Annotated in this window: 20 protein-coding genes; 5 read left to right on the top strand and 15 right to left on the bottom strand. The window is 42.8% G+C overall.

The window, feature by feature from the left end:
* Position 1 precedes the first annotated feature (1 nt).
* The 13 genes from lpxA to rpsB all read right to left on the bottom strand — a co-directional run bounded on the left by lpxA (position 2) and on the right by rpsB (position 12,623).
* Positions 2 to 790, bottom strand: a complete 789-nt coding sequence (gene lpxA, locus Q4519_RS04990; protein ID WP_303510170.1) for an acyl-ACP--UDP-N-acetylglucosamine O-acyltransferase — start codon at positions 788 to 790, stop codon at positions 2 to 4.
* Positions 791 to 1,243 carry a 3-hydroxyacyl-ACP dehydratase FabZ gene (fabZ, locus tag Q4519_RS04985; RefSeq protein ID WP_232800441.1) on the bottom strand — a complete coding sequence of 151 codons (453 nt, stop codon included), beginning with the start codon at positions 1,241 to 1,243 and terminating at the stop codon, positions 791 to 793. It lies immediately after the preceding gene.
* Between the two features lie 3 nt (positions 1,244 to 1,246).
* The gene (gene lpxD, locus Q4519_RS04980; protein ID WP_303510166.1) at positions 1,247 to 2,287 is read right to left on the bottom strand and encodes a UDP-3-O-(3-hydroxymyristoyl)glucosamine N-acyltransferase; all 1,041 of its coding nucleotides are present in this window, start codon (positions 2,285 to 2,287) and stop codon (positions 1,247 to 1,249) included.
* A 2-nt stretch (positions 2,288 to 2,289) separates the two neighbouring features.
* A complete protein-coding gene (locus tag Q4519_RS04975) occupies positions 2,290 to 2,805 on the bottom strand; it encodes an OmpH family outer membrane protein (RefSeq protein WP_303510163.1) in 516 nt (171 codons plus the stop codon).
* A 23-nt stretch (positions 2,806 to 2,828) separates the two neighbouring features.
* Positions 2,829 to 5,258 carry an outer membrane protein assembly factor BamA gene (bamA, locus tag Q4519_RS04970; RefSeq protein WP_303510161.1) on the bottom strand — a complete coding sequence of 810 codons (2,430 nt, stop codon included), beginning with the start codon at positions 5,256 to 5,258 and terminating at the stop codon, positions 2,829 to 2,831.
* A 25-nt stretch (positions 5,259 to 5,283) separates the two neighbouring features.
* Positions 5,284 to 6,639: a sigma E protease regulator RseP gene (gene rseP / locus Q4519_RS04965; RefSeq protein WP_303510159.1), complete on the bottom strand. Its 1,356-nt coding sequence runs from the start codon at positions 6,637 to 6,639 to the stop codon at positions 5,284 to 5,286.
* Between the two features lie 2 nt (positions 6,640 to 6,641).
* A complete protein-coding gene (gene ispC / locus Q4519_RS04960) occupies positions 6,642 to 7,838 on the bottom strand; it encodes a 1-deoxy-D-xylulose-5-phosphate reductoisomerase (protein ID WP_303510158.1) in 1,197 nt (398 codons plus the stop codon).
* Positions 7,839 to 7,844: 6 nt separating this feature from the next.
* Positions 7,845 to 8,693, bottom strand: coding sequence for a phosphatidate cytidylyltransferase (locus Q4519_RS04955; RefSeq protein ID WP_232800436.1), 849 nt, complete (start codon positions 8,691 to 8,693; stop codon positions 7,845 to 7,847).
* A gap of 4 nt (positions 8,694 to 8,697) precedes the next feature.
* On the bottom strand, positions 8,698 to 9,429 hold the full coding sequence (gene uppS, locus Q4519_RS04950; RefSeq protein ID WP_303510155.1) for a polyprenyl diphosphate synthase: 732 nt from the start codon (positions 9,427 to 9,429) through the stop codon (positions 8,698 to 8,700).
* An 81-nt stretch (positions 9,430 to 9,510) separates the two neighbouring features.
* The gene (gene frr / locus Q4519_RS04945; RefSeq protein WP_232800434.1) at positions 9,511 to 10,068 is read right to left on the bottom strand and encodes a ribosome recycling factor; all 558 of its coding nucleotides are present in this window, start codon (positions 10,066 to 10,068) and stop codon (positions 9,511 to 9,513) included.
* Positions 10,069 to 10,118: 50 nt separating this feature from the next.
* On the bottom strand, positions 10,119 to 10,865 hold the full coding sequence (gene pyrH, locus Q4519_RS04940; protein ID WP_232800433.1) for a UMP kinase: 747 nt from the start codon (positions 10,863 to 10,865) through the stop codon (positions 10,119 to 10,121).
* Between the two features lie 74 nt (positions 10,866 to 10,939).
* A complete protein-coding gene (gene tsf / locus Q4519_RS04935) occupies positions 10,940 to 11,791 on the bottom strand; it encodes a translation elongation factor Ts (RefSeq protein ID WP_303510150.1) in 852 nt (283 codons plus the stop codon).
* A 97-nt stretch (positions 11,792 to 11,888) separates the two neighbouring features.
* The gene (gene rpsB / locus Q4519_RS04930) at positions 11,889 to 12,623 is read right to left on the bottom strand and encodes a 30S ribosomal protein S2 (RefSeq protein WP_232800431.1); all 735 of its coding nucleotides are present in this window, start codon (positions 12,621 to 12,623) and stop codon (positions 11,889 to 11,891) included.
* A gap of 274 nt (positions 12,624 to 12,897) precedes the next feature.
* Between rpsB and map the strand changes: the two genes are divergently transcribed.
* From map to Q4519_RS04905, 5 genes are all read left to right on the top strand, one after another.
* Positions 12,898 to 13,698, top strand: coding sequence for a type I methionyl aminopeptidase (gene map, locus Q4519_RS04925; RefSeq protein WP_303510147.1), 801 nt, complete (start codon positions 12,898 to 12,900; stop codon positions 13,696 to 13,698).
* A 38-nt stretch (positions 13,699 to 13,736) separates the two neighbouring features.
* Positions 13,737 to 16,349 carry a bifunctional uridylyltransferase/uridylyl-removing protein GlnD gene (gene glnD, locus Q4519_RS04920; RefSeq protein ID WP_232800429.1) on the top strand — a complete coding sequence of 871 codons (2,613 nt, stop codon included), beginning with the start codon at positions 13,737 to 13,739 and terminating at the stop codon, positions 16,347 to 16,349.
* A 122-nt stretch (positions 16,350 to 16,471) separates the two neighbouring features.
* Positions 16,472 to 17,011 carry a septation protein A gene (locus tag Q4519_RS04915; RefSeq protein WP_303510145.1) on the top strand — a complete coding sequence of 180 codons (540 nt, stop codon included), beginning with the start codon at positions 16,472 to 16,474 and terminating at the stop codon, positions 17,009 to 17,011.
* A 4-nt stretch (positions 17,012 to 17,015) separates the two neighbouring features.
* Positions 17,016 to 17,315, top strand: a complete 300-nt coding sequence (locus Q4519_RS04910; RefSeq protein WP_232800427.1) for a YciI family protein — start codon at positions 17,016 to 17,018, stop codon at positions 17,313 to 17,315.
* Positions 17,316 to 17,546: 231 nt separating this feature from the next.
* Entirely contained in the window at positions 17,547 to 17,864 is a 318-nt protein-coding gene (locus tag Q4519_RS04905) for a helix-hairpin-helix domain-containing protein (RefSeq protein ID WP_303510143.1), read from the top strand.
* A 29-nt stretch (positions 17,865 to 17,893) separates the two neighbouring features.
* On the opposite strand, the gene Q4519_RS04900 is transcribed toward Q4519_RS04905, so the two are convergent.
* Both Q4519_RS04900 and Q4519_RS04895 read right to left on the bottom strand, forming a co-directional pair.
* A complete protein-coding gene (locus Q4519_RS04900; RefSeq protein WP_303510140.1) occupies positions 17,894 to 18,925 on the bottom strand; it encodes a response regulator in 1,032 nt (343 codons plus the stop codon).
* Complete coding sequence (locus Q4519_RS04895; protein ID WP_303510138.1) at positions 18,918 to 19,673, bottom strand: VacJ family lipoprotein; 756 nt, start codon at positions 19,671 to 19,673, stop codon at positions 18,918 to 18,920. The genes Q4519_RS04900 and Q4519_RS04895 overlap by 8 nt, the downstream gene beginning before the upstream one ends.
* Positions 19,674 to 19,710 lie beyond the last annotated feature (37 nt).

Raw genomic sequence — 19,710 nt, 5'->3', positions numbered from 1 at the left:
ATTAACGAACGATGCCTCGGGTATTAGAGCTGATAAAATCAAGCATCGGCTTCACTTCAGGTGACTCTTTCACCATGTCCTCTAATAATGCTTTTGCTTCTTCAAGGGTATTGCCATTGCGGCAAATAATTTTAAATGCACGTTTGATAGACATGATTTGCGCGCTGCTAAAACCACGACGCTTTAAGCCAACTGAGTTAATACCATGGGCTTCGGCATAGTTACCACTGGCCATGACATAAGGAGGCACGTCTTTGTTAACAGCAGAGCAGCCGCCAATCATGGCATGTTCACCAATTTTACTAAACTGGTGAATAGCCGACATGCCACCAAAAACCACGTTATTGCCAAGTTCAACGTGACCCGCTAGGGTGGCGTTATTAGCTAAAATACAATGATCGCCAATAATACAGTCGTGAGCAACGTGGGCATTGACCATGAATAAACAATGGCTGCCAATTTTAGTAAGGCTTTGATCTTGAGTCGTGCCACGATGAATAGTACTGCTTTCACGGAAAGTATTGTTATCTCCTATTTCAAGATAGGTTTCCTCGCCTGCGTACTTTAAATCCTGACAATCTTCGCCGATGCTGCCAAATTGGAAAAACTTGTTGTTTTTACCTATTTTTGTATGGCCTTTGATGACAACATGAGGACCAACCCAAGTATTTTCACCAATTTCAACATTCGCGCCAATAATGGAATAAGGGCCAACTTCAACGCCAGATGCAAGCACCGCCGTTTCATCAATAATAGCGGTTGGGTGAATTTTTACCGTTGGTTGCGTCATTTAAATCTCTCGTCTCGCACACATTATGTCGGCGCTACAAACCACTTCACCATCCACTTTGGCTACGCAGCTAAATTTCCCCATACCTCGACGCTCCTTGAGGTAATCAACAAATAACTCTAAACGATCACCCGGCACGACAGGCTTTCTAAAACGAGCGTTATCAATCGATGCTAAAAAGTAAAGCTCGTTATCTTTAGGCTTGCCGTGTGTAGCAAACGCCAGAATACCCGTTGCTTGAGCCATCGCTTCTAAGATCATTACACCTGGAAAAACCGGTGTATTGGGAAAATGGCCAGTAAATTGAGGCTCGTTAAAAGAGACATTTTTTATGCCGTGTAACGTTTCACCTTTTTTGTAATCTAAGACACGATCAACCAATAAAAATGGGTATCTGTGTGGCAGAAAATCCATTATCTCTTTGATTTGAAGCTGGTTTAATTCGTTGCTCAAAAGTTATTCCTTAGCGCTACTTTCAGCTGCTGCCAGCTGTTTTTCTAGTTTATTAATTCGTTTATGCATATCATCGATACGCAGTGTTCTAGCTGCTGTTTTACGCCATTCTTTATTTGATTGCAGTGGTATGCCTGAAGAGTACACGCCAGGTTTATCAATGGGTCGCATCACCATGCCCATGCCGGTAATGATCACATTGTCACAAATTTCCATGTGACCATTCACCACCGACGCCCCGCCAACCATACAATTTTTGCCGATTTTTAGGCTCCCCGCAAAGGTAGCTGCGCCTGCAATCGCGGTATTCTCACCAATCTCACAATTATGTGCAATTTGACAAAGATTATCGATTACGACGCCATCGGCAATAATGGTGTTATCAAGCGCACCACGATCAACACAAGTGTTTGCGCCAATGCGGACACGATCACCAATAATAACGGTACCTAGCTGCGGTATTTTAACCCAGCGACCTTTATCCGGAGCATTACCAAAACCATCTGAGCCGATAACAGCGCCACTTTGAATAACACACTCGGCCCCAATTTCAACACGATGGTAAATAGAAACATTAGCCCAAATTCGGCCATTAGGGCCAATTTTTGCTTCTTTACCGATAAATGTGCCCGGACCAATTTCGGTATTATCACCTATAACAGCCCCTGCTTCGATCACGACATTAGCACCAACGCAAACACCATTACCAAGCTGAGCAGTTGAATCGATGACCGCACTCGGCGCGATGCCAGAAGCGGGTGCTGGAGTGGTATCAAGTACCTGAGCTGCTAACGCAAAACCAAGGTAAGGATTGGCCATTACCAAGGCATTACCAGTGTAAACCTCTAAAGCTTGCTCAGGGAGAATGACCGCTCCAGCCTTGCTGGCATTAAGGGCATCTAGATACTTAGCATCAGAAAAAAAAGCTATTTCATTAGGGCCAGCATGACCAAGAGAGGCAACTTTATTGATAACTAAAGTGCCATTACCATGACACTTTGCGCCAATTTTATCAGCTAGCTCAGCTAAAGTAATTTGCGACACGCTTAGTTACTCTTACCAATTTCAGCAATCACTTTCTTTGAAATATCTAAGCTTGGCTTAGCAAAAATAGCCGCTTCACCGTTAAGCACGAGATCGTAACCTTCACGTTTCGCTACAGCATCAATTGCTTTCACTACTTTTTCACGCATTTTGTTTTGCTCTTCGCCTTGACGACGACGATTATCTTCCTCGAAAGCTTTAAGTTTTAACTGATATTCAGAAACTAAGCTTTGGATTTCACGTGACAACTTGGTTTTATCGTCATTAGACATCAATTCAGCATCGCGCTTTTCTTTCTCTTGCTTTGCTTTAATTTTGTTTTCTAACGATTTCATTTCGTTGATACGTGGTTGAAATTCTTTTTTAAGTTTTTCAATAAGTTGGTCTTTTTGTGGTAACTGCTGGAAAATTTCTGCAGGAAAGACCACAGCGATTTTTTCAGCCGCTAATGCCGCGCTAGAAAATGACCCAGCCACTAAGGCTAAACTTAAACTTACCGCTTTAATTAACTGTTTCAATGGAAAACTCCTCTCACAAAAAATTAGAATGTTTGCCCGATATTAAAGGAGAATACTTCGGTCCTGTCACCTGCATACTCTTTTAATGGTTGAGCTAGGGTAAAAACAAGTGGTCCCATCGGAGACAACCACTGAACTTGAACACCGGCAGAAACACGAATACGTCCCGGTTTAGAGTAATCACCTAAGTAATCACAGTTTTGTGCACAATAATTGGTATTGGCCCAATTAGAGTTAAACTCGGTATCCCAAGTTTCGCCAGCATCAATAAAAAAGCTGGTTCGAACTTGACGAGTGTAAGCCTCATCTAAAAATGGCGTCGGCATGATTAACTCGGTACTCAAGGTATAAACGGCATTACCACCAACAGAGTCATCGGTAGCAACAACTGTGTTATTACCGCCTTGGTTTTGTATGTGTAATGCCTTTGGACCGACGGTGTTACTAGTGAAACCACGAATAGTGCTAAAGCCACCCGAGTAGAAATTTTCAAAAAATGGCAGTATTTGATCGTTGTCATCAATCGTACCATAACCATTCCCATACCCAGCCGTCCCTCGAGCCAAGAACGACCAATTACCATCATCGGTAATGCGGTAATAATTTCGTATTTCGTAGTTAATTTTAAAATATTGTAAATCAGAGCTTGGCACCGTTACCTTACCAAATAAAGATTGGTACGATCCTGATGTCGCAAACTGACCGCGATCAAGGGTGTTGCGCGTCCAACTGGCAGTAAAGTCTAGGGTATCAAAAGCCACAGAACCGTCATCTTCGAGTTGGCTTCTATAAATATCCCAGAACTGCTGAACTTGAGTATAGGATTTTAGCTGCGATATTTTGTTTCGCTCTAAACCAACACCAAAATTAAGTCGATTAAATTCATTCACAGGGAAACCTAAGTTCCCCCTAATTCCGTATGTGGTGTTGTTATAGTCAACAATGTTAGCTTCACCAGCCTCAAATTCGGTATAGAACAGACGCCCGCCGGCACTCACACCATCACGGGTGAAATAAGGGTCAGTAAAGTTTAAATCGATACTTTTAGAGTAATCGTTTAATGATACATTAAAACCAACCGCGTTACCTGTCCCTAAAAAGTTATTCTGCTGTACGCCTGCTGATAAACTAATACCAGACTCAGTACCATAACCAATACCGGCATTAACAGAGCCCGCCGCTTGTTCTTTAACTTGTACGTCAACATCCACTAAATCTTCGCGGCCTGGCACACGGTTTGTATTGATATCTACGGATTCAAAAAAACCTAAACGATTTAAACGGCCACGTGATAACTCAATATTTTCACTTGATAACCAAGTTCCTTCCATTTGACGCATTTCACGCCTTAGCACCACATCTTTAGTTTCTTGGTTACCACTGATATTAATGCGACGAACATAAATACGTTGCCCTGGGTCAACAGCAATGGTTAATGAAACGGTCTTATCATCATCGTTAACTTCTGGATAAGTGGTTACCTTAGGATAGGCATAACCATGACGACCTAGGTACTTACTAATTGACTCTTCCGCTGCTGTGACATCGGCACCGGAATAAGTATTACCCGCAGCCAGTGCAACTATCTGCGTAATATCCTCTTCTTTACCTAGCAAGTTACCAGTCAAAGCAACATTTTTAACTGTGTACTTTTCACCTTCATCCAAGTTAACCGTAATATAGATACCTTTACGATCAGGAGTCATTGCCACTTGGGTTGCATCCAAGTTAACGCGAATATAGCCGCGGTCAAGGTAGTAGCTGCGTAATGTTTCTAAATCACCCGCTAGCTTTGGCTTCTGATATTTATTGTCGGCAAGAAAGTTCCACCAAGGCGCACTGTCGGTTAGTTCAAGCTGTTTTAATAAATCTTCTTCACTAAAAACAGTGTTACCAACAATATTTATTTGTTGGATCGCAGCACTGCGTCCTTCGACAAAGTTGAACTTCAAATCAACACGATTACGTGGCAAAGGAGTCGCAATGGCGGTTACTTTTGCACCGTATTTACCCACGCTGTGATAAAAGTCTTCTAGGCTTTTTTCTATATTTGCGAGAGAAGTTCGGTCCAGCGCTTCACCAATCCGGACACCGGACGCCTTTAGCGTCTCTTGCAACTGCTCTTCTTTAATTGCTTTATTGCCCGAAAGCTCAATATTGCTGATCGTTGGACGCTCAAGCACCTGAATAATGAGTTGGCCATTATCACGATATACTTTTACATCTTCAAAATTACCTGAACCGTAAAGTGACTTAACTGCCTGAGATAGAGCGAAAGAATCGACATCATCACCAACTCGTATTGGTAGATTTAACAGCGCAGCACCGAGGGTTACACGTTGTAGCCCTTCAATTTTAATGTCTTCAACAGTAAATGATTCAGCTATCACCGAATGTGAGAATAAACATGCGCCCATTAATAAGCTTGGGGTTAAGAATCTGCGTTTAGCCATCTTGTTATTATTTGTCCTTTATGCCCTATAACAGGTTGAAGTCGTTGAGCAGCGCGACGCTCATCAAGAGTAAAATAAAAGCGCCACCTATTCTAAAACCGATTTCTTGGATCCGCTCAGGGACGGGCTTACCACTAATAAGCTCTATACAGTAATAAAGCAAGTGGCCGCCATCAAGTACCGGAAGCGGAAATAAGTTGATTAAACCTAAATTTACACTGATTAATGCGACAAAACCCAAAAAATAGACTAATCCATAGCTTGCACTAGCACCCGCGCCTTTTGCAATAGAGACAGGCCCACTTAAGTTATTGATAGAAATAGTACCTGTAATTAGCTTACCTAAGGTGTCAAAGGTTAATGCTGTCAGGTGCCAAGTTTTCTCAATCCCCCGAGTAAGGGAATCAACGGGGCCATACTGGGTGGTAATAATATATTCTCTAGGGTATGAATCAACAAGAGGCGAAACGCCAATATGACCAATTTCATTACCTAACTCATCTTTCCTCACCTGAGGTGTGATATTAAGTGATAGTGTCTGATTATCCCTTAACACTTCAATAGCCATAACTTGAGCTGGGTGCGTACGGATCTCCTCTACCCATTGCTGCCAATTCTGCAGCGCGTTACCATTAGCACTAATAAATTTATCGCCAACAGCTAACCCCGCTTGCTCGGCGGCAGAGTTAGGTGTTATTTGCGCGACTTCTAAGTGGACTGTTGGCCGATAGGGTTTGAAGCCTAAGCTCTCAATAGGTGATACTTTCTTGGGATCAAACTGCCATTGACTTAAGTCAATGACCACTTGTTTAACTTGATTGCTCGCAGGGCCGATATAAGAAAGAGTCAGTTCCTCATCCCCAATGTAGCCAGCCAACGCTAGATTCACTTCTTGCCAATCAGGTGTTTTAGTATCACCAATAGCGATCACTTCAAAAGGGGTTTCAAGGCCCGCAGCAGCTATTGGTGAGTTAACCTCAACCTCGGGCACCATAGGTTTAACAGTGGTGGTGCCAAGCATAAACACAAGCCAAAAAGCGATGATGGCCAAAATAAAATTGGCAGCCGGTCCTGCGGCCACTATTGCAATGCGTTTCCAAACCGATTGACAATTGAACGCTAAGTGCAAATCTTGCTCTTGCACTTTCTCTAAACGGCTGTCGAGCATTTTGACATATCCACCCAAAGGGATTGCAGCAAGAGTGTACTCAGTGCCATCTTGTGCCGTTCGGGTGTATAGAGACGGACCAAATCCAACAGAAAAGCGCTGCACTTTAACGCCACAGCGCCTTGCGACCCAGAAGTGACCAAATTCGTGGATGGTCACGAGAATTCCCAACGCAATAATAAAAGAGGCCGTATTCCAGAAAAAGTCTATCATGGCTAAGCTTGCCTCACCCTTGTTGCAACTAAACTCAATGCCTTATTACGTGCTAAACCATCTAGAGCCATCACCTCTTCAATTGATGAAGCCTGGCTATTAGCAAACATGGATAACACATCCGCGGATATTGATGCGATTTGGTCAAAACGAATTTTGTGTTGTAAAAAAGCCTCTACCGCAATTTCATTTGCGGCATTGAGTAAAGTGGTAGCACCTTGCCCTGCGTAACAAGCTTCAATTGCAAGTTTAAGGCAGGGGTAACGTTCAAAATCTGGCGCAGCAAAAGTCAACTGACTAATTTGTGTAAAATCAAGGGGAGCAACCCCACTTTGAATACGTTCAGGATATTGCATGACATGAGCAATGGGGGTGCGCATATCTGGTAGCCCCATCTGCGCTAATACAGAACCATCGATGTACTGCACCATCGAGTGGATCACGGATTGCGGGTGTATCAACACTTGAATATCAGATTTTTCGGTATTAAACAGGCGCTTCGCTTCAATGTACTCTAAGCCCTTATTCATCATCGTAGCCGAATCAACTGAAATTTTTGGCCCCATTGACCAGTTTGGGTGATTGACTGCTTGTGCTGGAGTAAGGTGCTTGAATTCACTAATAGGTGTGGTTAAAAATGGTCCACCGGAGCCCGTTAATATCAGTTGTGAAATACCACTTTGTTTGAGGTTACAGTGACCAATAGCTCCTTGGCATTCAGGCGGTAAACACTGAAAAATAGCATTATGCTCACTGTCAACGGGTAGCACTTGCGCACCGCTGCGTTGCGCCGCGTCCATAAATAGCGCCCCAGACATCACTAAGGCTTCTTTATTAGCTAGGAACACTTGTTTACCAGCATTCACCGCTGCTAAGGTCGGAGCAAGACCGGCCGCGCCAACAATAGCGGCCATAACAGCATCAACTTCAACACCAGCGATACATGCTTCAAATTCAGCTTGGTCAACTAAGACTTGAGTTACATCTTGCTGCAACTGCTGTTTCAGCTGTGTATTCGCGCTAGGGCATGACATAAAAGCGAAGGGAACTTGATGAAGGCGACATAGCTCAACCATCTTGTCGACGTTACGCCACGCACTCAACAAAGTCAGCGACATCGTTTCAATGTTTTCAGCGTAAACAGCTAAAGTGCTGCTACCAATAGAGCCTGTTGCGCCAAGAATTGCCAGTTTTTTCATCACAAATTACAACCAAGCAATATAACAAAGGGTAAACACCGGCAACGCGGCCGTTAAACTATCGATGCGATCAAGCACGCCACCATGACCCGGCAACAATGTTCCACTGTCTTTAATGCCCGCTTGACGTTTGAACATACTTTCACTCAAATCACCTAGGCTTGATGCCAAGCTGGTAATAACAGCCGCAACGATAAACAAAAGTTGTTTGTCAGCTTCAATTGCAAAAGCATACATAGCAATAAAAGCAATGATCACCGTTGATATCAAACCACCAACAAAGCCTTCAATGGTCTTGCCGGGGCTTACCTTAGGTGCCAATTTATGCTTACCCAAGGATTTACCCGTAAAATAAGCGCCGGTATCGGCGCCCCAAACCAATAACATAACGAAAAGCACCAACCACGCGCCTTGCTGCGGCTCGTGGTAGAAGTTAACACTGCGCAACGTTAATAACGACCAAAAAAACGGCATTAAGGTCAGCAGACCAAATATTCCTTTTAGCCAAGCTTGGCTTTGCCATAGTTTTGCGCTGTTAGGGAAAGTGAGCACCAACGCTAAACAGCATAACCACCATAAACCTCCAGCACTTAATATACCTAAGACATAATGGTTTATCTGCGTCAGCCAAATCCCCTCGACCGGAATAGCGATTAAGGAAGCGCCCAACACCAAGCCAAATGGATAGAGGATAAATGCTCGCTTTTCACGAGAGACGAGGCTTCCCCATTCACGAGAAGCTAACAAAAAAATGGCAGCAACCAGTAAAGAAAATAGTTTTAAAGGAAGTAAAAAAATGGCGGCTATGGTCATTGGAGCTAACACACCGGCCGTAATAATTCGTTGTTTTAACAAAAAGCTACCCTTGTTTTAATGCTTGCACTTGAGCACTGGTATGGCCAAAGCGTCGTTCCCTGTTACCGAAACTAGACAATGCCAAAGCAAAGCTATCTTCGTTAAAATCTGGCCAAAGTGTATCAGTAAAGTACAGCTCTGCATATGTCAGCTGCCAGAGTAAAAAGTTACTAATGCGTTGCTCCCCACCTGTGCGAATCATTAAATCGACGTCTGTTAATGGCAGTTTTCTAATTTCATTATCTAGCGCCTGTTCGGTGACGTCCGCTACTTTAATGTCGCCCGCTAGCACCTTACCCGACAATGCCTGTGCCGCTTGCGCGATGTGCCAACGGCCACCATAGTTTGCCGCAATATTTAAGATTAGACCTGAGTTATCTTTAGTAAGCTGTTGAGCTTGTTTTATTTTTTCTTGTAGGCGCGGTGAAAAAGCACTCAAATCACCAATAATGCGTAGACAAATATTATTTTTATGTGATTTTTTTACTTCACGATTAAGTACCGTGAAAAACAATTCCATGAGTGTTGAAACTTCAGCAGGCGGCCGTTTCCAGTTTTCACTACTAAACGCAAACAGGGTCAAGGTTTTAATTTTATTTTGCGTGGCAAACGATACACAACGTCTTACAGATTTAACACCGGCTTGATGACCAAAAACACGAATTTTGCCTTTTTGCTCTGCCCAGCGCCCATTACCGTCCATGATAATTGCAACGTGTTGAGGAACGACATTCATTTCCTGCACAAATAACCTCTCGTGATGGACAAAAAAACGCCGTGTTAACACACGGCGTTAACAGCTAATATCTAAGCGAATTTAGATTTCCATTAGCTCTTTTTCTTTAATCGCTAGAATACTATCCACTTCTTTAATGGCTGCATCCGTTAATTTTTGCACATCATCTTCAGACTTACGTAATTCGTCTTCACTGATTTCTTTCTCTTTTTCTAATGCCTTTAAATCACTATTAGCATCGCGACGAATATTACGGATAGCCACACGGCCAGCTTCAGCTTCTGCACGAACGACTTTGATAAGGTCTTTACGGCGCTCCTCCGTTAACGCAGGAAGAGGAATGCGAATCACGGCGCCTGCTGAGTTAGGGTTCAGCCCTAGGTCGGAAGACATAATTGCTTTTTCTACCGCTTGGATCATTGCGCGATCAAATACTGTCACGGTAAGCGTACGAGAATCTTCAGTACTTACGTTACCCACTTGGTTAAGAGGGGTATCTGCGCCGTAATATGATACGGTGATGTTGCTTAATAAACTTGGATGCGCGCGGCCTGTTCTAATTTTAGACAGTTGCGATTTCAGTGCATCGATACTTTTGCTCATGCGCGTTTGAGCGTCGTCTTTAATTTCATTAATCACGGTATATTCCTTTTAAACATTTTAGGCTAGATTATATCAACCAAGTAGCCTTATTCTTCTTCTGAAACACTTGGCGCTTTTATCACTGTGCCTTCACTTTCACCCATAACCACGCGACGTAGCGCTCCAGGCTTGTTCATATTAAACACACGGATTGGCAGACCATGATCACGAGCCAGTGTAAAGGCCGCAAGGTCCATTACCTTCAGCTCTTTTTCAAGAACAGTAGAATAATCAAGTTCATCATACAAAACCGCATCAGGATTTTTCATAGGGTCAGCATCATAAACACCATCAACTTTCGTTGCTTTTAGCACGGCGTCAGCTTCAATTTCAATGCCACGTAAACATGCTGCTGAGTCAGTCGTAAAGAAGGGGTTGCCAGTACCGGCTGAAAAGATAACCACTCGACCAGACTTAAGTAGGCTGATTGCTTCTGCCCAGTTATAATCGTCACACACACCTTTTAACGGAATGGCGGACATCAAGCGAGCATTAACATATGCACGATGCAAAGCGTCACGCATGGCTAAACCATTCATCACCGTTGCCAACATGCCCATGTGGTCACCCACTACGCGATTCATACCCGCTTTCGCTAAGCCTTCGCCGCGGAATAAGTTACCGCCACCGATGACCAATCCAACTTGAACACCTAGTTCAATTAATTCTTTAATTTCTTGCGCCATGCGTTCTAGTACTTTGGCATCAATGCCAAAGCCTTCTTCGCCCATCAAGGCTTCACCACTTAGTTTTAACAGAATTCGTCTATAGCTTGGTTTCGGATTGGTACTCATTTTACGCGATTCCTAGTTGCAAAACAGCCGCAGCAATGGCCGCGGCTAATACTTATGATCTACAAAAGCAGAGCTTACTTAGCTTTAGAAGCTGCAATTTGCGCTTCAACTTCAGCAGCAAAGTCTTCTTCTTTCTTCTCGATACCTTCACCCACTTCTAAACGTACGAAGCTAGAAACAGAGATACCTTTCTCTTTAAGCACAACGCCTACCGTTTTCTTTGGTTCCATGATGAAAGGTTGGCCAGTTAGGGCAACTTCACCTGTGAACTTCTTCATACGGCCAGCAACCATCTTCTCAGCGATTTCTTGAGGTTTACCCTCATTCATCGCGATATCGATTTGAATTTCACGCTCTTTTTCAACAACTTCAGCTGGTACGTCTTCAGGGTTAACGTATTCAGGCTTGCTCGCTGCAACGTGCATTGCAATGTGCTTAAGTGAATCAACATCACCTTCACCTGCAACAACAACACCAATTGTCGAACCGTGCGAGTATGAAGCCAGGTTTACACCTTCAACGTAAGACACGCGACGTACATTGATGTTTTCACCAATTTTAGTCACAAGTGCAATGCGCTTTTCTTCGAATTGCGCTTGTAGCTCTTCGATGGTTACTTTAGAAGCAACAGCTGCATCAGCCACTTCATTAGCAAAACTTAGGAAGTTCACATCTTTAGCTACGAAGTCTGTTTGACAGTTAACTTCAACTAAAGCCGCAACATTACCTGCAGTTTTGATTAAGATAGCACCTTCAGCAGCAATGTTACCTGCTTTTTTAGCCGCTTTTGCTTGGCCATTTTTACGCATAAATTCGATAGCAGCTTCGATATCACCATTGGTTTCTTGAAGTGCTTTTTTACAATCCATCATGCCCGCACCGGTACGATCGCGCAGTTCTTTAACTTGAGCAGCAGTAATTGCCATTTTGAGTTTCCTCAACAATAAAAAGATGAAAAACAGGGGCCTGAGGGCCCCTGTTAACCAAAAAAAATGGTTTGGTTAATAAGGGCGAAAGCCGTTATTACTCTGCAGCTTCTTCTACAAAGCCGTCTTCTTCAGCCTGTACAACGATATCTTGTTGACGACCTGCTTTTACTGCATCAGCAGCAGAAGTTAGGTATAACTGTACCGCACGGATAGCATCATCGTTACCTGGAACAATGAAATCTACGCCGTCTGGGTTTGAGTTAGTATCAACGATAGAAACTACAGGAATGCCTAAGTTGTTCGCTTCTTTGATAGCGATATGCTCATGGTCTGCATCAATGATGAATAGTGCGTCAGGTAGACCGCCCATGTCTTTGATACCACCTAAGCTTTTCTCTAACTTCTCAAGTTCACGAGAACGCATTAGCGCTTCTTTCTTCGTTAGCTTATCAAATGTGCCATCTTCAGTTTGAGCTTCTAGCTCTTTTAGACGCTTGATAGACTGACGAACAGTTTTCCAGTTTGTTAACATACCACCTAACCAGCGGTGGTTTACGTAGAACTGGTCACAGCTTATTGCTGCTTCTTTTACTGCCACGCTTGCTGCACGTTTAGTACCAACAAAAAGAACTTTACCTTTTTTCGCAGAAACGCCAGAAATGAAATCCAGAGCTTCGTTGAACATTGGAACTGTTTGCTCAAGGTTGATGATGTGTACTTTATTACGAGCGCCGAAGATGAAAGGCTTCATCTTTGGGTTCCAGTAACGAGTTTGGTGACCGAAGTGCACACCAGCCTTCAGCATTTCGCGCATTGATACATTAGCCATGTTAAATTCCTCTTGGGGTTAGGCCTCCACACATCCCATAATCTCGACCCTTAACAGGCACCCCGAAATATGTGACGATGTGTGTGTGTTGTTTAATTAAGTTGATTTCGGGTTGTCGGCTACTTAATCGTGACCGATTATTGGTTAACAATGTAATTTCACATTGCCAATTCCCGGCGCGCTTTATACCATACCCAAGTCATAATCACAATCTGAGATGCGGAATTGGCGACAAAAACATCCCCGCGCCAGTCACACAAAAGAAGAGATAATCATGAGTGTAGTAATCAAAACAGCTGAAGAAATTGAAAATATGCGCATTGCTGGGAAACTGGCTGCCGATGTGCTAGAAATGATCGAACCCTTTGTTGTAAAAGGGGTAACAACAGACGAGCTGAATCAAAAATGTCATGATTTTATTGTTGATGTACAACAAGCCATCCCCGCACCATTAAATTATCACGGCTTTCCTAAATCTATCTGTACCTCGGTAAATGAAGTGGTTTGTCATGGTATCCCAAACCACAAAAAACTACGTAATGGCGATATTATTAATATCGACATCACAGTGATTAAAGACGGTTATCACGGTGATACATCAAAAATGTTTGTGGTCGGCGACGCGAATCCGTTGACGAAAAAATTAGTGCAAAACGCACAAGAATGTTTATACAAAGGCATTAAGTTAGTTAAACCAGGTATTCGCCTTGGCGAGATAGGTGCAGTGATACAAGCCCATGCCGAACAAAACGGGTTCTCGGTTGTACGTGAATATTGTGGCCACGGTATTGGCGCAACCTTTCATGAAGAGCCGCAAGTGCTGCACTATAAAAGCAAAACCGACCCCAATGCGTTGCTTATTTTAGAGCCTGGCATGTGCTTCACCATTGAACCTATGATCAATTTAGGTAAGCGACATACTAAATTAGATAAAAAAGATGGTTGGACGGTCACAACCAAAGACGGTTCCCGCTCTGCACAGTGGGAGCATACTTTACTGGTGACAGAAACAGGCTGCGAAATATTAACCCTACGTCAAGACGAAACCATTGAACGAGTGATTAATCACGCCTAGGCCAATTCCACTACTTTAACCATAAATAGGAGCTGCCCATGCAAGCCACTGAGACATTAGCTTTAGACGACCTGTCACTTAAGAGTGTCAAAGAGGCAATGGCGGAGTTTAACGCTAAACAAGCAGCGGCCTTCAGTCAGCTGGATGATATCAGTGAGCTGGTGCTAGAGCGCTCCGATTTTATGGACCAGCTGTTAACTCGACTTTGGCATAAATTTACCGATGGAATGGCGAAAGAGCTTAGCTTAGTCGCTGTTGGCGGCTACGGTCGCGGTGAGCTTCACCCAAAATCAGACATCGACTTATTACTATTAAGCGCTCAGCCTCTTTGCTCTGAAATCGAGCAACAAATCAGTGCATTTATTACTTTCCTGTGGGATTTGCGTCTCGAAATTGGCCATAGCGTAAGAACCATTGATGATTGTATTCAATTGGGGTTAGAAGATATTACTATTGCGACAAACCTTATTGAGAGTCGTTTAATCATTGGTAATGAAACCACCTTTACAACCCTTAAAACGCGATTACATGCTCCAACATTTTGGCCTTCTACTGCCTTCTTTAGTGCGAAACGCGAAGAGCAACGCCAGCGTCATCTCAATTATCGCGATAATGGTTATAGCCTTGAGCCTGACATAAAAAGTAACCCCGGCGGTTTACGTGATCTTCATACCTTATATTGGGTAGCAAGGCGCCATTTTGGCGCAGCGAACTTACTTGAAATGACCATCGATAATTATCTCACCCAAGCTGAATATCGTGAGTTACTTGAGTGTCAGAACTTTCTTTGGAAGATCCGTTTTGCCTTACACCTCGTCACTAATCGTGCCGACAACCGCCTACTGTTCGACTACCAAACCGATGTTGCCACCAAACTAGGCTATCAAGGACAAGGTAATGCTGGCATAGAGACCATGATGAAACAGTTCTATCGCACCATACGGCGAGTGGCAGAGCTGAACGAAATGTTACTACAACATTTTGATGAAGATATTTTAGGCAATGCTGAAATAGAATCAGTGCCCATTGATGATCATTTTCAGCTCAAGGGCGATCTGATCGTACTCGTGACGGCTGGGGAATTTTTTCATCGTCCCGAAAGCATTTTACAACTGTTCCTGCACATTGCTGACAACCCAAATATCAAAGGCATTTATTCCACAACCTTACGTGAAATTCGAGAAAGTCGACGTCGACTCACGTATTGGTTACAAGACATACCACCTTGTCGTGAAAAATTCATGGCTCTGCTTAAACACCCTAGAGGAATGGGCTTACCCCTTACCTTAATGCACAAATATGGCGTTTTAGCCGCTTACATTCCGCAGTGGAATAAAATTTTAGGACAAATGCAATTTGACCTCTTCCACGCTTACACTGTAGATGAACATACTCATCGACTGATTAAGTATATTTACAATTTCCCGACCAAGGAATCAAAAGTAGAACACCCTATTTGTGGCGATCTTTTTCCAACTATTAAAAAGCCTGAATTACTTTTTTTGGCCGCTATTTTTCATGATATAGCCAAGGGGAGAAAAGGCGACCATTCTGAACTCGGCGCCATTGATGCCCAAGCATTTTGTGATTTACACGGTTTAAGTGCTCATGATGGTCGTTTGGTCGCTTGGTTAGTTAAACATCATTTAGTTATGTCGGTAACAGCGCAGCGCCGTGATATTCAAGACCCAGATGTGATCACCGAATTTGCGCGTGTTGTACAAGATGAAAAATACCTTAATTACCTGTTGCTGCTTACCGTCGCCGATATTTGTGCAACCAATGATGATGTTTGGAATAGCTGGAAAGGCGCGTTACTCAAAGAGCTCTATTATCAAACCCAGAAAGCCCTCAGACGAGGCCTAGAAAAACCCATTGACGTACGTAGCCGTATCCGCGATCACAAGCAACAAGCACTGAACAAGTTACTCAGTAAGGCATTTAACTCAAACGCCGTAGAAACCCTTTGGAAGCGCTTTAAAGCAGACTATTTCTTACGCCACACACCGTCGCAGATTGCTTGGCACAGCGAGTATATTCTGCAGCACTATGAGAAAGACAAACCCCTAGTGGTGATCAGCAAGCGCGCCTCTCGAGGAGGCAATGAAGTGTTCATCTATTGTAAAGATTCATTAGACTTATTTGCCACTGTGGCCACCGAGTTAAACAATAAAAACCTCAACATTCACGACGCGACCATTATGAATAGTCGTGACGGCTACACCCTAGACACGTTTATTGTGTTAGAGCCAGATGGCGAGCCGTTAGCCATCGACCGAACGCGTGAAATAAAGCCGGCATTAGAGCAAGCATTGACTCACCCAGAAAAAGTGGTCGCACGCACCCAGCGATTGTCGCGCCGAAAAAAGCAGTTTTCGGTCGCCACTCAAGTGAACTTTCTCAGTAATAAAAATCATCGCACCATGATGGAGTTGATTGCTTATGATTCACCCGGCTTACTAGCAACCATCGGGGATGTTTTCCAAAAGCTAGATGTGGTGCTGCATACAGCAAAAATCACCACAATAGGTGAACAGGTAGAAGATTTTTTCATTGTCACTACCGAAGACGGTCACGCATTAAACTCTGAGCAGCAAAATGAATTAAAACAAGCATTAGTTGCTGCTCTCGCCTGTGACGCACACTCTTAAACATCATCAAATAGGTATCTGTTAGCTCAGCTGACACCTGTTTGACCCGATAAAGTAACTTTTTTATCAACGAAGAAAACAGTACACTACACATCTCATTAATTAACGATTTGATGATGACAATGAAACAGTTTTTTGAATTTATCCCGCTAATTATTTTTTTCGTTGCTTACAAATTTTACGACATCTATGTTGGCACTGCCGCGCTGATGTTAGCAACCGGTATCATGCTCGCTTTCAACTGGTTTAAATATAAAAAATTAGAAAAAATGCACCTCATTACCTTTGTGATGGTCATTGCATTTGGTGCTCTCACCCTTATTTTACGTGATGATGCGTTTATAAAGTGGAAAGTCACGGTGATTTATTGCCTGTTTGCTGCGGGATTATTGTTCAGCCAGTATGTGCTTAAGAAGAACTTAATAAAACAAATGCTCGGTAAAGAGCTCACCCTACCTGAGGCAGTTTGGCATAATTTAAATATTGCTTGGGCGGTGTTTTTTATTTTCTGCGGTACCCTGAATGTTTACGTAGCTTTCTACCTATCGCAAGATATTTGGGTCAACTTTAAAGTATTTGGTTTGATGGGTTTAATGCTCATTTTTACCTTTCTCACTGGTATTTATTTATACAAGTATCTCCCTCAAGAAGATAAGGAATAATCTTATGTGGTACTCCATCTATGCTTCAGATGTTGCTAACAGCTTAGCACTGCGCCAGCAAGCTCGGCCAGCTCATCTTGCCCGCCTAGAAGCACTAAACGCCGAACAACGCCTGTTGGTGGCAGGTCCATCACCAGCCATAGACAACGAAAATCCAGGGGATTCAGGCTTTACCGGATCGGTAGTAATTGCTAAATTTTCGTCTATTGATGAAGCGAAGACTTGGGCAGAGCAGGATCCTTATGTAGCCGCAGGTGTTTATGCAAATGTTGAAGTCAAACCCTTCAAACTCGTTCTGCCTTAACCCCTCCTGAATAATTTTCACACATAATAAGCCAGCACATGAATAATTCCTTCATGTGCTGGCCCCATTCATATTTATCCACTGCTCTTGCCAAATACTTATGTTGCCAAATAAAGTTTAGCAACCACTTTATTGATACATTTCACAATAAAGAGTAAAAAACCATTTATTATCAAATTTATCTCCTACCTTTACCCCTGCAACTAACAAAATAATCAATAGAGGATAATTATGAAACTACGTACGTTTATTGCCGCATCTTTATTTGCAGTAACATCTATGAGCCAAGTTGCCTTAGCAGCCGATACAGCAACAGATACTGGCGCTACTCAAGAGATAACAGCAGTTAGCCAACAAGTGATTAATATTAATACTGCAACTGAAGGCGAGCTCACTAAAATAAAGGGGGTTGGTGAGAAAAAATCAAAAGCGATTATTGCTTATCGTAAAGAGATTGGTCAGTTTAAAAATGTCGACCAATTACTTGAAGTAGATGGTATTGGCCAAAGTATTTTAGATAATAATAAAGATCTATTAGCAGTAAAATAGACGCGCCAGCCTCTCTAGGTGTCACTCGATTATAGTGGCACCGATTCATTCTTTGATACATCTAATTTCAACACATTGCCCAGTTGAGAGGTAAAGTTTAACTTAAGCAAGTTAGGGAGCGCGATCCGATCCTGCTGATACCTGTGCCCTGCTAATATACCAAGTCCCATCCCCGTGTATTGAAATAATTTATTAGGGGGGGCAAAGCCAGCATTTGAATAAGTCAGACAATGTCGGCTAGCATCAAGATAACATTGGATTGCATTAACTGGATGTGACAATGCTAAATCATGTATTTGATCATTTAGAAAGCGAATCATTTGAGCTGGTGATCGCAAACGATAATGGCTATTTGACTGATGTTGACGGTATGAGTCATTAAGTAAACTTTTAAGCAAAACCCCTATAACAGCCGCTTCAGTACCAAACAAAGAAACATCAAGCACAAACACACATACCTCATGCTGACTTAATGGATAATGAACAAGTAGCAAACCCAACGGTTGCGAGTCAACACGGAAAGAAAAACCACTGATGTCAAAGTTTTTTGCACTCGCTAACTCTTGCATCAAAAGCGTAGAAGCTGGATCATCTTGACGAAAGTGGGCCATATGACTCATTAATTCAGCATCGGCCATATGTTTATTCGATAGTACTTCAAAACCCGATAATTTCGGTTTTAAAATCGATAAAATACTTTGTTCTATTGTGAGCCAGTTTTGCAGTGGCTTCATGAAGTAATCTTTCGCGCCGTGACGCAATGCTTCTTCTATCTCAACCATTTCACTTGCTGCCGATATGACAATAACAGGCAGATTCGGATACTTACGCAAAATAGACTTAATGACTTCCTGACCGTTCATTTCAGGCATATACAAATCGCACAGCACTAAGTCTGGCTTTAAATCGGCAACAAGAGTCAGCCCATGACGGCCATTTTCTGCTTTTGCAACGATAGCGCCCCGTTGCTTTAAAAAGGCCGCTAATTGCTCGCGAAAAACCGCCTCATCTTCAATAACTAGAAAGGTAAAGTCAGCAAGTGTATAACTGCTTTTACTCATTCATAAACTCTTCCAATTCTTCATCTGATAGAGACGGCCCTATAGGGGAAACAAGGTTAGAGCCTTCCGTTTGAAAGTTCTGATATTGAATATAACTATCACGAATAAAAATATACGAGTCCAGTGATTGCTTAATTAAAGGATCTTGATCCAATAAAATAGCACGTTTATATAGCGCGTCTGTTCCCCAATGAAGTAAGTATTCAAAGTAAGTAAACTCACTGAATGGGAAATACAGCCCATCAACAATCCCACCGACCAATTTTCGAGTGGTGCGAGGGCCATAAAATGGCACCATGAGGTAAGGCCCATGATTGACCCCAACCATCGCTAATACGCTTTGGAATTCGGCCCTATTACGCTTTAAACCACTGCGCCCAGCAACATCAATCAACCCACCAATACCAAATGTAGTATTGACTACAAAGCGCATGACGCTCCCCATTGATGACTCAATATCAAGCATCAACAAATGGTTAACTGCGCTAGAAGGCTCATCAAAGTTCAAAATAAAGTTATTGATGGCTTCTCGGCTCCCCTCAGGGAGATGCAGATAGGCTTTAGTCGCGGGAACATAGATTGACTGGTCTAGGGCGTAGTTAAAATCCCAAACTACGCGGTTCACCCCTTCAAAAGGATCGCTAATTAGACTGTCGTCGACAGGCTTAATGGCTGCTACAGATGCAGAGAAGAACAAAAAAATTCCCACTATCACTACAGATAGTCGGTTAAATAAAGCGTAGATCACATACATACCTATAAAATACACAAAAAGAGCATTAAAC

The sequence above is a fragment of the Motilimonas sp. 1_MG-2023 genome, from assembly GCF_030547455.1.
In the GTDB taxonomy this organism is placed as follows: Bacteria; Pseudomonadota; Gammaproteobacteria; order Enterobacterales; family CBDFNC01; genus Motilimonas.
The sequence above is the reverse complement of the archived record's forward strand: the minus strand, read 5'-3'. Positions and strand labels throughout refer to the sequence as shown.

Bases quoted from the DNA above. Each gene is read 5' to 3' on its own strand.
- Q4519_RS04910 (WP_232800427.1), top strand. From the start codon at position 17,016: ATGTGGTACTCCATCTATGCTTCAGATGTTGCTAACAGCTTAGCACTG.
- bamA (WP_303510161.1), bottom strand. From the start codon at position 5,258: ATGGCTAAACGCAGATTCTTAACCCCAAGCTTATTAATGGGCGCATGT.
- rseP (WP_303510159.1), bottom strand. From the start codon at position 6,639: ATGATAGACTTTTTCTGGAATACGGCCTCTTTTATTATTGCGTTGGGA.
- map (WP_303510147.1), top strand. From the start codon at position 12,898: ATGAGTGTAGTAATCAAAACAGCTGAAGAAATTGAAAATATGCGCATT.
- pyrH (WP_232800433.1), bottom strand. From the start codon at position 10,865: ATGAGTACCAATCCGAAACCAAGCTATAGACGAATTCTGTTAAAACTA.
- Q4519_RS04915 (WP_303510145.1), top strand. From the start codon at position 16,472: ATGAAACAGTTTTTTGAATTTATCCCGCTAATTATTTTTTTCGTTGCT.
- tsf (WP_303510150.1), bottom strand. From the start codon at position 11,791: ATGGCAATTACTGCTGCTCAAGTTAAAGAACTGCGCGATCGTACCGGT.
- glnD (WP_232800429.1), top strand. From the start codon at position 13,737: ATGCAAGCCACTGAGACATTAGCTTTAGACGACCTGTCACTTAAGAGT.
- uppS (WP_303510155.1), bottom strand. From the start codon at position 9,429: ATGAATGTCGTTCCTCAACACGTTGCAATTATCATGGACGGTAATGGG.
- lpxA (WP_303510170.1), bottom strand. From the start codon at position 790: ATGACGCAACCAACGGTAAAAATTCACCCAACCGCTATTATTGATGAA.
- Q4519_RS04905 (WP_303510143.1), top strand. From the start codon at position 17,547: ATGAAACTACGTACGTTTATTGCCGCATCTTTATTTGCAGTAACATCT.
- ispC (WP_303510158.1), bottom strand. From the start codon at position 7,838: ATGAAAAAACTGGCAATTCTTGGCGCAACAGGCTCTATTGGTAGCAGC.
- Q4519_RS04900 (WP_303510140.1), bottom strand. From the start codon at position 18,925: ATGAGTAAAAGCAGTTATACACTTGCTGACTTTACCTTTCTAGTTATT.
- rpsB (WP_232800431.1), bottom strand. From the start codon at position 12,623: ATGGCTAATGTATCAATGCGCGAAATGCTGAAGGCTGGTGTGCACTTC.